The sequence below is a fragment of the Flavobacterium sp. 1 genome, assembly GCF_002797935.1.
Lineage (GTDB): Bacteria > Bacteroidota > Bacteroidia > Flavobacteriales > Flavobacteriaceae > Flavobacterium.
Genome location: NZ_PGER01000001.1, coordinates 979,281 through 992,304, shown reverse-complemented (window position 1 = coordinate 992,304; position 13,024 = coordinate 979,281). Strand labels below are relative to the sequence as shown.

General features: G+C 35.3%; 12 protein-coding genes. 11 read left to right on the top strand and 1 reads right to left on the bottom strand.

All coding sequences use genetic code 11. From position 1 onward, the window contains the following. A complete protein-coding gene (locus CLU83_RS04195; RefSeq protein WP_100430449.1) occupies positions 1 to 498 on the bottom strand; it encodes a DUF1905 domain-containing protein in 498 nt (165 codons plus the stop codon). Positions 499 to 911: 413 nt separating this feature from the next. Here CLU83_RS04195 and CLU83_RS04190 point away from each other — a divergent pair, with 413 nt between their 5' ends. The 11 genes from CLU83_RS04190 (at position 912) to CLU83_RS04140 (ending at position 13,017) form a co-directional block, all read left to right on the top strand. After that, positions 912 to 1,289, top strand: coding sequence for a PH domain-containing protein (locus CLU83_RS04190; protein ID WP_100430448.1), 378 nt, complete (start codon positions 912 to 914; stop codon positions 1,287 to 1,289). A 124-nt stretch (positions 1,290 to 1,413) separates the two neighbouring features. Next, entirely contained in the window at positions 1,414 to 2,427 is a 1,014-nt protein-coding gene (locus tag CLU83_RS04185) for a dipeptide epimerase (RefSeq protein WP_100430447.1), read from the top strand. Positions 2,428 to 2,486: 59 nt separating this feature from the next. Then, positions 2,487 to 3,269, top strand: a complete 783-nt coding sequence (locus CLU83_RS04180; protein WP_100430446.1) for an alpha/beta fold hydrolase — start codon at positions 2,487 to 2,489, stop codon at positions 3,267 to 3,269. A 204-nt stretch (positions 3,270 to 3,473) separates the two neighbouring features. After that, positions 3,474 to 4,544: an aminotransferase class I/II-fold pyridoxal phosphate-dependent enzyme gene (locus tag CLU83_RS04175; RefSeq protein WP_100430445.1), complete on the top strand. Its 1,071-nt coding sequence runs from the start codon at positions 3,474 to 3,476 to the stop codon at positions 4,542 to 4,544. Between the two features lie 348 nt (positions 4,545 to 4,892). Further along, positions 4,893 to 6,209, top strand: a complete 1,317-nt coding sequence (locus tag CLU83_RS04170) for an ammonium transporter (RefSeq protein WP_100430444.1) — start codon at positions 4,893 to 4,895, stop codon at positions 6,207 to 6,209. A gap of 737 nt (positions 6,210 to 6,946) precedes the next feature. Beyond that, entirely contained in the window at positions 6,947 to 7,309 is a 363-nt protein-coding gene (locus CLU83_RS04165; RefSeq protein ID WP_100430443.1) for a P-II family nitrogen regulator, read from the top strand. A 25-nt stretch (positions 7,310 to 7,334) separates the two neighbouring features. Then, positions 7,335 to 8,888, top strand: a complete 1,554-nt coding sequence (locus tag CLU83_RS04160) for an ammonium transporter (protein WP_100430442.1) — start codon at positions 7,335 to 7,337, stop codon at positions 8,886 to 8,888. Between the two features lie 191 nt (positions 8,889 to 9,079). Continuing rightward, positions 9,080 to 10,417 carry an ammonium transporter gene (locus CLU83_RS04155; protein WP_100430441.1) on the top strand — a complete coding sequence of 446 codons (1,338 nt, stop codon included), beginning with the start codon at positions 9,080 to 9,082 and terminating at the stop codon, positions 10,415 to 10,417. Positions 10,418 to 10,649: 232 nt separating this feature from the next. Further along, a complete protein-coding gene (locus CLU83_RS04150) occupies positions 10,650 to 11,495 on the top strand; it encodes a class I SAM-dependent methyltransferase (protein WP_100430440.1) in 846 nt (281 codons plus the stop codon). A 74-nt stretch (positions 11,496 to 11,569) separates the two neighbouring features. Continuing rightward, positions 11,570 to 12,343 carry a slipin family protein gene (locus tag CLU83_RS04145; protein WP_100430439.1) on the top strand — a complete coding sequence of 258 codons (774 nt, stop codon included), beginning with the start codon at positions 11,570 to 11,572 and terminating at the stop codon, positions 12,341 to 12,343. Positions 12,344 to 12,348: 5 nt separating this feature from the next. Then, positions 12,349 to 13,017 carry an FAD-binding oxidoreductase gene (locus tag CLU83_RS04140; RefSeq protein ID WP_100430438.1) on the top strand — a complete coding sequence of 223 codons (669 nt, stop codon included), beginning with the start codon at positions 12,349 to 12,351 and terminating at the stop codon, positions 13,015 to 13,017. The last annotated feature ends 7 nt before the right edge of the window (positions 13,018 to 13,024 follow it).

The following is a 13,024-nucleotide window of genomic DNA, read 5'->3' as shown; positions in this document are numbered from 1 at the left end:
TTAAGGTTTATCCCTTCCTATGAATCTTTCTTTTCCGAGTAAAAAGTCTACGGCTCTCAAAACATTTTTATCAATGGATTCTTCTGTTTTTAAAAAAGATATATATCGAACGATTTCCAACTGAAGCGAAGGTCTCAAACTGTCGAATATTTTGTGAGCATCAGGATTTTTCTTTAAAGCTTGAATTAATTTGGGATGCATAGGAATCACTCTTTCTTCCGGGTCAAAGGCTATTTCAAAATTGGCGGTATCACCCACTTCTTTTTTAGCAATTTTTCGCATGGGCGTGTTCAGGTACAATCGCCAATAACCGCTGTATTTGATTAAAGTTTGGATAAATTCGTAGCCTTCAATTTTGATTTTGACTGGAATTTTCCCTTTGTCTTTATTGGCTTCCCTAAAAATGGAATTCAAAACTGCATCTGGCAGAAAAACAAATGGATTCACTCCTATTATTTGAATTTCTGCTGAAAATTTACTGATCTTAGTAGGGTTCATTTTTTTGAAAAGAGTTTTTTTATTGAAAAAACAGCAACACTGATTTTTGCATCAAACGAAAATACGAATTAAATTTAAAATTATTTCATTCAGACCTGAACGTACATACACAACCTAGTTTTAGTGAACGCCGTACAAGATTCATTATCCTGCTTCTGAATTTCCTTAAAGATCTTGTAAACTCGTGTAAGGGATAGCAGCAATCCGCCGCTGCGGAGCGAATAGCCCGACCGCATTCCAGTAAAAAGGCATATAACCGAAAAGAGAATCTGCCCTTTTATTGGAATGGGGTTACACCCAAACGATCTTTTTAGGATTGATGAACTAAATGATTTTTATGATTTTGCAATAAATTATAATGCTGAGACCAGTAAATTCTTTAAATTTGGTTTTCACAATTTAAAGAGGAAATCATGGGACTATTTAATGCCATACTTGGTAACGCATCGGAAGTAAATACGGAAAATCTTTCGAAGGAATTTGAGCCTTTATTGATTGAAGGCGAAAGAATCGAGAAAGGGTATAAAGTGATTAAAGATATGTTTGTTTTCACCAATAAAAGGCTGATTTTAGTCGAAAAACAATTAGTGGGCAGTAAAGTAGATTATCTTTCGATTCCATATTCTTCTATTAAAAAATTCTCCAAAGAAAGTGCCGGAATACTTGATATGGACGCCGAATTGAAGATTTGGCTGGCTGGTGAAGACGCCCCAATTTCAAAACAATTTGGTAAAGGCGGGAACAATATTAACGAAGTGTACCAAATATTGAGTCAGCATATTCTGAAGTAATTATTTTAAGTATTAAGTATGGAGAATTAAGTATTAAGATTAAGATTAAGCCATAAAATATGCATTATTGATTTCTTAATACTTAATACTCAATTCTTAATACAGCATAACAACCTACAACACCATGAAAATAATCATCCGCACTTTTAAACTCCAATTAAAGCACACCTTTACGATTTCGAGGGAGTCGCACGATGTACAGCCTACACTGATTGTGGAACTGCAAAGTGACGGTTTATCGGGATTTGGAGAAGCAACTTCGAATCCGTATTACAATATTACGGTAGACAGCATGAGAGCTAACTTGGAAGCTATTATTCCTTTTATAGAAGCGCATAATGACGAAACTCCAGAGGAATTTTGGGACAGCGCATCGGCTTTATTGAAGAATGATATGTTTGCATTATGTGCTTTGGATATGGCTTACAATGATTTATATGCCAAGAAAAAAGGCAAAAAGTTATATGAGCTTTGGGGAAATTCTCCTTTGCACAATCCTAAAACCGATTACACTATTGGGATTGACAAAATCGATAAAATGGTCATGAAACTGAAAGAAATGCCATGGCCTATTTATAAAATTAAATTGGGAACTAAAGACGATATTGCGATTGTTACCGAATTGCGTAAACATACCGATGCCCGTTTTAGAATCGATGCCAATTGTGGCTGGACTGTTTCTGAAACAATCAATAACGCAATCGCCCTGAAAAAACTGGGAGTAGAATTCTTAGAACAGCCCATGAAAGCCGATCAATGGGCGGCGCACAAAGAGGTTTTTAAACACTCCGTTCTGCCTATTATTGCCGATGAAAGCTGTATTATTGAAGAAGATGTTGCTAAATGCCACAATCATTTTCACGGCGTAAATGTAAAACTGGTGAAATGCGGCGGTCTCACACCTGCACGAAGAATGATTGCCGAGGCTAAGCAATATGGCATGAAAACTATGGTGGGCTGTATGACGGAATCTACGGTTGGTATTTCGGCTATTGCACATTTATTGCCAGAGTTGGATTATGTGGATATGGATGGTGCTTTATTGCTCTCTGAAGATATTGCTACTGGCGTTACCATCACGGACGGTATTGTTCATTATGCCGATTCTAATGGGATTGGGGCTGTTTTGAATCATTAAAAAAATTAAAACCGCGGATATAATTACTAAAAAAATGAATAATAAAATCATCGAATAAAATGGAAAAACATGTAATATCAACAGATGGTGTTAAAATTCACTTTCATGAAACTGGAAAAGGAGAGATTACTCTAGTTTTTGTTCACGGTTGGCTTGGAAATGGTGATTGGTGGAGTGACCAACAAACTTATTTCAAAGACAAATATAAAATTGTACAAATTGACTTAGGTGGACACGGAAAATCCGGAAAATCGAGAACTAATTGGAATAGCAAACAATATGCCGATGATATTAATGCTGTTCTACAAGAAATCGACTCTAACGAAATTATATTAATTGGACATTCCATGTCGGGAGCGTATGTACTTGAAGCTTCAATAGAATCTCAAAAAGTAAAATCAATAATCTTAGTTGATACCTTAAAAGACTTAGGGCAAAATTTCACTTATGAACAAGCTGAGGAATTTCAATTTACCCATTATAGAAATAATTTTGAATTAGCCGTTAAAAACATTCTTCCACAGTATCTATTTGTTGAAGACACGCCAGATTCAGTAAAAGAAAAACTTCAAAATGAGTTCCTTCAAAATGAATCCGATTTTGCCATTAATGCGCTTAAACCATTGTACTTAATGGATATTAATAAAATAGCACAATTAGTTACTGTTCCTGTTAGAGCAATAAATTCTGATGCATCGCCCACAAATAGTGATAATAATAGAATCTATTTAAAAGATTATGATTGTAAAATAATAACCAAAACTGGTCATTATCCCATGCTTGAAAAACCAACTGAATTTAATGAAATTCTAAACCGTTTGATAGAAGAATTAACTAAATGAATTGTATGTAAAGTAAGTTTTAAAATCAACCAACATACTTCTCTTGTACTTTCCAAATTAATTATAATTATCAATCTTAATCGTTTTTTCGTTTAGTCGAAAAACTTATCATAAGTTGCGATGATTTGAGGCTCGAGAACATTAACAGTACCATAAAGTCAATGCTAATTTGTGTAATCTGTGTCAAAAAAACTATAAAAACCAATGCAGGTAAACGAAATCCCAAATAGAGTATTTTACAAAAACGGCGAAGAGTTTCTGTACTTTGGCGGCACCAATTATTTGGGTGTTACTACCCTACCCGAGTTTCAAAAAATTCTATGGGCAAGTTTCCAAAAATGGGGAACGAGTTACGGCAGTTCGCGCTCTGCCAACATTCAATTGGATATTTACAAAACTGCCGAAGATTTATTAGCAAAACAGATTGAAACCGAAACCGTTGTTACAATTTCTTCCGGAATGCTGGCTGGAAAACTGGCTTTGGAGCAATTACAGCATACTACCGATTTGCTTTTTCATTTTCCTAACACACATCCTGCTTTAATGCATCCTTTTTCACTGCCCTTGATTCAAAACGGGAAGCTGAATCCTTTTCTTTTTGACCCAACAGTTTCAAGAATTGGAATTGTTGCCGATGCTATTCCGTCGCTGGAAGTTACTCCTATTGATTTAAGTATTCTGAAAGATATTCCAAGCTCAAAAATCATCACTTTATTACTCGACGAATCCCACAGTTTTGGGCTACTAGGGGATCAAGGGCAGGGAGTTTTAAAACAATATCAGCTTCCGAACATACATCAAAAAATAGCTATTGCATCGCTGGGGAAAGCCATAGGACTTTCAGGAGGTTTTATTGCTGGTGATTCTCATTTTATAAATGAAATAAAAAAACGGCAGAATTTTATTGGTGCTTCGGGTATGAATCCTGCTTTTTTGGAAACTTTTGTAAATGCACAAGAACTTTACCAATTACAAAGACAGCTGTTAAAAGATAATCTAAATTATGTTACCAGTCATTTATTACCCAATACTGCTTTAACTTTTACGAAAAATTATCCTGTTATTTATTTCGACCAGGACGAGTTACTGCAATTGCTTTTGGAAAACAATATTATTCCAACATCTTTTCCTTATCCGACAGCTTCAGGAAAATTGAGCCGGATTGTAATTAGTGGTCACCATACTAAAGCAGATTTAGATAAAATGATACAGCAGCTGAATATTTTTTCACAAATGGCGACAGATTTTGAAGGTGATATCCGATTTGTGCTTTAATATGGATAAATCATAATTGGATACAGAAACAAATTTCATCTGCAATTAATGAAAGCTTTTTTATTTATAACAGTAAACAATATAATTATTAAATTTATAACTCTTTACTGTTGATTTCTCAATAATGAAGTTATTAGCTACAATTTTAAAAAACAGCTCGCGTTCAAATGAATTAAAAAATGCTTTAAATTAAATTATTATTATTTTTAAGTGATTTTTACATTACCTACCCCTAATTTATGGGAGGTAAAATGCACAAATGATAAAAATAACAAGCTCACGCCCTTTTTAACAGGGTGTTTGAAATGATTTTTTATTTTTGCATAAAAAAAATAAAATTAATATAAAATGCGAAAAATAGTTTTAAGTGTGATACTTGTCACAATTTTGGTACTATCCTATTTCTCTAATTACTTTTTAACAAGCCACAAAACAAATCTTTCCGAAATTTCAAAATTTGACACTGGTGATATCGCATGGATGCTGGTAGCTTCTGCATTGGTATTACTAATGACTCCTGGATTAGGTTTCTTCTATGGTGGTATGGTAGGCAAAAAAAATGTGATCAGCACCATGCTTCAAAGTTTCATGGCCATGATTATTGTAACCGTTTTATGGGTACTGATTGCTTTCGGATTATCGTTTGGACCTTCAATTGGAGGCATCATTGGAAACCCAATACCATATATCTTTTTTCAAGGAGTCGGAATTGGTACCTCATGGAAATTAGCTCCAACAATTCCTTTTTTATTATTTGCATTATTCCAAGCTAAATTTGCTATTATAACACCAGCCATAGTAACGGGAGCTTTTGCTGAGCGTATCCGTTTTTGGGCTTACCTATTGTTTATGGTGCTATTCATACTTTTTATTTACGCTCCATTAGCACACATGACATGGCATCCGGATGGATTACTGTATAATTTTGGAGTATTAGATTTTGCAGGAGGTACAGTCGTACACATGAGTGCAGGATGGGCCGCGCTTGCCGGAGCTATCTTTCTAGGAAAACGCAAATCACCAAAACCAACCCCGGCACGTATTACTTATGTACTATTAGGAACTGGATTATTATGGTTTGGATGGTTTGGTTTCAACGCAGGATCGGCCATGGGAGCCAATGGTCTTGCTGCACAAGCACTCGGAACAACAACTGTTGCGGCTGCAGTCGCCTCTATGACTTGGGTATTTCTTGATAAAATTATGGGCCACAAACTTTCAGCTATGGGTGCTTGTATTGGCGCAGTAGTCGGACTGGTAACCATCACTCCAGCCGCAGGATTTGTAAGCATGCCGCATGCAATCACTATAGGAATTATTGGAAGTATCATCAGTAATATCACAGTTAGCAAATTCCATAAATTTAAAATAGATGATGCTTTAGATGTATTCGCCTGCCATGGTGTCGGAGGAATGGTTGGAATGGTATTAACCGGTGTATTTGCTTCCAAAGACATCAATCCTGCAGTTATCGACCAAGGTCTTGCTTTTGGGGAGACCAAATTATTTACTCACCAAATAATTGCTTTAGTCGGCGTATCTATATTCGCTTTTACAATATCTTATTTCCTTTTCTATATAGTAAACAAAATTACTCCTTTGCGGGTATCCCAAGAAAAAGAAGAACTTGGTTTAGACATTACACAGCACGGAGAATATTTATAGCTTCTTTTTAACAAAAAAATCAAAACACTCTAAATTACTTGGGGTGTTTTTTTTTATCACATTTTTAAATTTTCAAAACAATTACAAACCATAGAAACCCAGCTTCATTATTTATTTTAAAAGCAGAAATATCTGATATTACAGACCTCTCAATCGAACCAAATTAACAAAGCTCCTCACAAGACTTACGCAGCATTACCTCAATAAAATAGCTAAAATCCTATAATTAAATCACTTAAAGCATATATCTATTATTTCTAAAGCTATTTAATAAAATTATCCATAACGAGACAAACAGCAAAGAACGAGAAAACCTATTTTCGGCTTATATGTCTCCCTGAATAGCAAAAACAAAACACTTGCCAAACAATATCTTTTTTCAGAATATTTTAAGTAATCATTAACAAAAACATCGTCCAACTGCTAAAACAAGCGATAATTTCCTAAAAAAATTAACAATTCAAGAATAAAACTTAAAAAAAACTTAAAATCTCATTAACATATTCTTTGTTTTAGGCACATATATCAATCACCCCTTAAATTATTAGGGAGGTAAAGTAATATTTTAATAAAAATAAGACATCAACCCCTATTTTTTTGGAGTATTTTAAATCATTTAATACTTTTATGAAAAATTAAAACAAAAAAATACCATTGAAAATGTTTTAAATTTTAAACTGTAAAATATTTTAGAAGTTTAAAAAATTTATTAATCGATTAAAAAAAATAACTTTTCTATGAAAAAAATTGAAGCAATTGTTAGAACATCAAAATTTGAAGATGTTAAAACAGAACTAAAAAATTGTGGTATTGATTTTTTCTCTTATTGGGAAGCATCAGGTGTTGGAAGCGAACATTTACAAATGCACCACAGTTATAGAGGAACAATTTATGACACCCAGTTTATTCCTCGTATTTTTCTTTCTATTGTATTAAAAGACAGTAATCTTGCCAAAACAATAAACTGTATCGAAAAAGCTGCTTTTACTGGACAAGTAGGAGATGGAATGATTTTTACTTATAACATCGAAGAATCTGTACGAATTAGTAATGGTGCAAGAGGCGAAGCATCTACTGCAGGACCTGGAGATCAAATCTAATAAACAATTTTTAAAGCAATCTAATATGATACGAAAAATAATATATTTAGTTTTTATACTTACGCTTAGTTTAACGGCTTTTACATCAGAAGCGCAAACAGCAACCACCAAAAGTCCCGACCCTAGTGGAGTCACCACTGGATCAACAGCTGATGTAACTGCAGCCAAACCTGGCGCACCAACACCTACCGAAGTTTCAGATCAAGTAGGTAAAAACAAAGTAGGAATAAATCTTGTTTGGCTTTTAATGGCTGGTTTCCTTGTATTCTTTATGCAGGCTGGTTTTGCATTAGTCGAAACAGGACTAACCCGTGCAAAAAATGTTGCACATACCATGGCAATGAACTTGTTTGTATATCCAGCTGGTGCTATAGGTTTTTTCATATGCGGCTTTGCTATAATGTTTGGCGGTGTCGGAGCATTGGGAACATTAGGAGGTTATAACGGATTGGATCATGAAGTATCTATAACTCTTTTTGGACATGTTTTTGGATTATTTGGAGCCAAAGGCTTTTTCATGAACGGCATTTATGATGTTGGAGTATTAGGCTTTTTTGTATTTCAAGTTGTATTCATGGATGCTGCCTGTACTATACCTACGGGTGCAATGGCAGAAAGATGGAAATTTCTTTCTTTTGCGGTATCGGGAGTTATTATTGGTGGTTTAATATACCCATTATATGGTAACTGGGTTTGGGGAGGCGGATGGCTAGCCCAACTTGGTGCAAACTTTGGTTTAGGTCATGGACATGTTGATTTTGCCGGTTCCTCTGTCGTTCACCTAACAGGTGGTGTATTGGCCTTTGTTGGTGCAAAAATGATTGGACCCAGATTAGGCAAATTTAATAAAGATGGCTCTCCAAATGCAATTCCAGGACATAATATCCCAATGGCAGTATTGGGTACTTTAATACTCGCCTTTGGATGGTTTGGTTTTAATGCAGGATCAACTCTTTCAGGAACAGATTTACGTTTTACAGTAGTTGCATTTAACACTATGATGGCATCATGTGGTGGAGCTTTAGCTGCCACAGTATGGATTTGGTCTGTTAGAGGATCAAAACCAGATGTAAGTATGATGTGTAATGGATTACTTGCTGGTCTAGTTGCTATTACTGCACCTTGTGCCTTTGTAAATCCTCTTGGCGGATTACTAATCGGATTGATTTCAGGGATAATTGTTGTTGAAGTAACCTTTTTGGTTGAAAGAAAACTTAAAATTGACGATCCAGTTGGTGCAATTGCTGTACACGGTGCCAATGGAATTTGGGGTTGTTTAGCTCTTGGATTATTTGCTGATGGAACTTATGGCGATGGATTAAATGGAGTAAAAGGAGCTGTAACCGGCTTATTTTATGGTGATTCAGGACAGTTTTTTGCAGAGTTGATAGGAGTTGCAATTAACATCATCTACGTTGGTATAGCGGGTTGGGTAATGTTTAAATTACTAGGGATCTTTTTTGGAAACAGAGTTGCTCCTGATGTAGAACTTTACGGGCTAGACCTTCCTGAAATGGGAATTGATGGTTACTCAGGAATAAAAATGGATAAAAATGCTGAAACTCCATTGTCAAAATAAAAAAATTAAATTATAGCTAACCTTTAAAAAGGTTAGCTATAAAATATTTACAAGATTATTCTGCTTAAATTTAATTTATGTTTAAAAATTGTAATTATTCTAAAAAACTAAATAACAAAAACACAAAAAAGATTTCCATAAAGGCATGAAATATTTTTTATACTTTTATCTAAACTTAAAACCAAAAAACTATGCGAAAAATTATTTTAAGTGTGATTCTAATCACAATTCTGGTATTGTCCATTTTTTCAATTCATTTCCTTGTTGAATCACCAACATTAGGAACACATGTTATACCGCTAAAATTAGACACGGGAGACACAGCTTGGATGATTGTAGCCACAGCATTTGTATTATTAATGACGCCGGGGCTCGGATTCTTTTATGGCGGAATGGTAGGTAAAAAAAATGTCATCAGTACCATGTTACAAAGCTACATGGCAATGGTTATAGTAACCCTTTTATGGGTCGTAATCGGATTTGGATTATGTTTTGGTCCTTCAATTGGAGGTTTTATCGGTAATCCTTCTTCAAATTTATTTTTCAATGGTGTAAGTGCCAATACCGCTTGGGAATTAGCTCCAACTATCCCCTTCATCTTGTTTGCATTATTTCAAGCAAAATTTGCGATCATTACTCCTGCCTTAATTACTGGAGCTTTTGCTGAAAGAGTACGTTTCTGGGCTTACCTATTGTTTATGGTATTATTTATATTATTTGTATATGCTCCATTATGCCACATGACTTGGCATCCTGATGGAATGTTCTTCAAAATGGGAGTTTTAGATTTTGCTGGAGGAACAGTAGTACACATGAGTGCAGGTTGGGCAGCTCTTGCAGGAGCTATCTTCTTAGGAAAAAGAAAAGTACAAAAAGCAAATCCTGCTCGTATTACTTATGTATTATTAGGAACTGGTTTATTATGGTTTGGTTGGTTTGGTTTTAACGCAGGATCAGCTGTAGGGGCTAGCAGCCTTGCTGCACAAGCATTAGGAACTACAACTGTAGCTGCTGCTGCTGCTGCAATGGCATGGGTATTCCTTGACAAAATTATGGGGCATAAACTTTCTGCAATGGGTGCTTCTATCGGAGCAGTAGTTGGATTGGTTGCAATTACTCCTGCCGCAGGATTCGTAAGCATTCCTCACGCAATGGCAATTGGTATTATAGCGAGTGTGATAAGTAACCTTGTTGTTAGTAAATTCCCTAAAGGAAAAATCGACGATGCCTTAGACGTATTTGCCTGTCATGGTGTTGGAGGTATGGTAGGAATGGTTTTAACAGGAGTATTTGCTTCTGGGGCAGTTAATCCTTTGGTAACTGCTAAGGGACAACTTGGAAATGGTTTAATTTTTGGAGAAACAGCATTGTTTTTCGCACAATTGAAAGCATTAGTTCTTGTTTCTATATTTGCTTTTTGTGTTTCTTATGCTTTATTCTTTATTGTTAACAAAATTACGCCTTTAAGGGTAACCGAAGAAAAAGAAGAACTAGGATTAGACATCTCTCAACACGGAGAATTCTTGTAACATTCAATTTCTAAATATCCATAAAACACTCTAGAATTTATTTTAGAGTGTTTTTTTTATTTATTACTCCGCTTTATCAAAAATATATGATGGCTTTAACATAAGCAGACCTATTATATTCTTAAATTTATTACCCTATTTCGTAATAATAAATATCCCCATAAATCTATAGTATTTCTTTCCTTACAAAGTTGTGTCCAGAATATAATTATAAACAACAAATTATACTGTCATGGAATTAGAAATTGAACAAATCAGGGACCAACAGAAAGAGACATGGAATAAATTCTCTTCTGGTTGGAAAAAATGGGATGAACTCACAATGGATTTTCTAAAACCCATGGGAGACGAAATTATTAAATTACTCAATCTAAAAAGCGACGCTATCGTTCTGGATGTCGCCGCAGGAACTGGAGAACCAGGACTGACCATTGCATCTCATTTAAACGGCGGAAAAGTAATTTCTACAGACTTAGCCGAAGGAATGCTCGAAGTAGCTCAAGAAAATGCAAAAAAGAGAGGAATCAGAAATTTTGAAACCATAGTGTGTGATGTCAGTGAACTCCCTTTTGAAGATAACACTTTTGATGCCATTAGTTGCCGCTTTGGATTTATGTTTTTCCCAGATATGCTATTGGCCATAAAAGAAATGGCACGAGTCCTTAAGCCCGGAGGTAAAATTGCTACCGCAGTTTGGAACATTCCAGAAAAAAATTTCTGGATAACCGCCACTATGGGAACCATCAGCAAAAACGTAGAAATAGCTCCTCCAGCTCCCGGAGCACCTGGAATGTTTCGTTGTTCAAAAGCGGGATTTATGTCTGATTTATTTTTGCAAGCGGGTCTCAAAAACATTTCGGAAAATGAAGTTACAGGAAAATTAAACTGCAAAACAACGGATGTTTATTGGGATCTAATGAATGATGTTGCCGCTCCTGTAGTCGCCGCCCTCAGTAAAACAGACGACGCAATGAGACAAAAAATAAAAGAAGAAGTGTATTCACTAGTGAATCAAAAATATCCTGACAACAATGTCATTATTGATTCTAGTGCTCTTGTAATCTATAGTGAGAAATAACACCCTATTATAGAGTTCCAAAAAATTAAATAACTCTTAAAATTACAAACAAAAGGACGCTTAAAAAACAAACTATGACACCTTTGCAAATTACCTTAACCATATTCGCTATGTTCCTTATAGGAGGTATTCGTATCGCACAAGAATATCAGCGTGGAGTGATATTTAGACTTGGTCGTTACAGAAACATAATGGGTCCTGGGATTTATTGGATCATCCCTTTCATCGAAAGACAGCAACGGGTAGACATTCGAACAAAAACTGTTGATTTGGAACAGCAGGAAACCATTACAAAAGACAGCGTAACGATTAAAGTAAATGCTGTACTGTGGTTCAAAATAACGAATCCTGAAAATGCAATTATCAAAGTGGCAGACTACAATAAGGCAGTTTATCAATTTTCGGTTACTGCATTACGAAACATTATCGGACAGCATTCTCTAGATGAAGTATTAAGAGAAAGAGAACAAATCAATGGAACGCTTCAAAAAATTGTAGATTCGGCAACCGAACCATGGGGAATAAAAATTGAAATGGTCGAAATGAAAGATGTTGAAATTCCAGAAGCAATGCAAAGAGCCATGGCACGCGAAGCGGAAGCAATAAGAGAAAAAAGAGCTCGAATTGTAAAAGCGGAAGCCGAATTGGAAGCATCCATAAAACTAACACAGGGAGCAAAAAGAATGGAAGAAAGCCCAATTGCATTAGAATTAAGACGTATGCAAATGCTGGCTGAAATAGGGATAGACAACAATACCACCACCGTAATCCTCATACCATCAGACTTCACAAACGCCGCAAAAAGTTTGTCAAAACTGAGTAATGAAAGTAATTTGAATCAACAATAACCACTATGGAAACACCAATTGTAAAAGTTCTTAAAGCATTTTACATCACCCATGACGTAAAATGCTTTGTGACAGAAAAACCCGCTGGATATAATTTTATTCCGGGGCAAGCTACCGATGTTTCCATAAACCTTCCTGAATGGGAAGACAAATTACGCCCTTTCACCTTTACCAATTTAAACGAACAAAACTATCTCGAATTTATGATCAAGATTTACAAAGATCATGAGGGTGTGACCAATAAGCTTGGCAGTATCAATGCCGGAGCCGAATTGATACTTCACGATGTTTTCGGAGCCATTCAATACAAAGGAAAAGGGACATTTATTGCTGGAGGAGCTGGCATCACCCCATTTATTTCCATTTTTCGTGATTTATACAAACAACAACTACTCTCAGGCAACAAACTCATTTACAGCAACAAAACTGTAGAGGATGTAATTATGGTCGAAGAATTACAAAAAATGCTAAAGAAAGATTTTTTAAAAATATACACACGGGAAAATGTGATAGGATTTCAAGAAAAAAGAATAGATCGCAATTTCTTAATTGAAACCATAGCCGACTTCAGTCAGAACTTTTATGTTTGTGGCCCTACTGATTTTGTAAAAAACATCACTAAAAGCCTACTGGATCTTGGCGCAACGGCAAGTACAGTAATTTTCGAAAAGTAATGACATT

Excerpts from the sequence above, each read along its gene's own strand:
- CLU83_RS04195 (WP_100430449.1), bottom strand. The coding sequence starts at position 498 with ATGAACCCTACTAAGATCAGTAAATTTTCAGCAGAAATTCAAATAATA.
- CLU83_RS04190 (WP_100430448.1), top strand. The coding sequence starts at position 912 with ATGGGACTATTTAATGCCATACTTGGTAACGCATCGGAAGTAAATACG.
- CLU83_RS04185 (WP_100430447.1), top strand. The coding sequence starts at position 1,414 with ATGAAAATAATCATCCGCACTTTTAAACTCCAATTAAAGCACACCTTT.
- CLU83_RS04180 (WP_100430446.1), top strand. The coding sequence starts at position 2,487 with ATGGAAAAACATGTAATATCAACAGATGGTGTTAAAATTCACTTTCAT.
- CLU83_RS04175 (WP_100430445.1), top strand. The coding sequence starts at position 3,474 with ATGCAGGTAAACGAAATCCCAAATAGAGTATTTTACAAAAACGGCGAA.
- CLU83_RS04170 (WP_100430444.1), top strand. The coding sequence starts at position 4,893 with ATGCGAAAAATAGTTTTAAGTGTGATACTTGTCACAATTTTGGTACTA.
- CLU83_RS04165 (WP_100430443.1), top strand. The coding sequence starts at position 6,947 with ATGAAAAAAATTGAAGCAATTGTTAGAACATCAAAATTTGAAGATGTT.
- CLU83_RS04160 (WP_100430442.1), top strand. The coding sequence starts at position 7,335 with ATGATACGAAAAATAATATATTTAGTTTTTATACTTACGCTTAGTTTA.
- CLU83_RS04155 (WP_100430441.1), top strand. The coding sequence starts at position 9,080 with ATGCGAAAAATTATTTTAAGTGTGATTCTAATCACAATTCTGGTATTG.
- CLU83_RS04150 (WP_100430440.1), top strand. The coding sequence starts at position 10,650 with ATGGAATTAGAAATTGAACAAATCAGGGACCAACAGAAAGAGACATGG.
- CLU83_RS04145 (WP_100430439.1), top strand. The coding sequence starts at position 11,570 with ATGACACCTTTGCAAATTACCTTAACCATATTCGCTATGTTCCTTATA.
- CLU83_RS04140 (WP_100430438.1), top strand. The coding sequence starts at position 12,349 with ATGGAAACACCAATTGTAAAAGTTCTTAAAGCATTTTACATCACCCAT.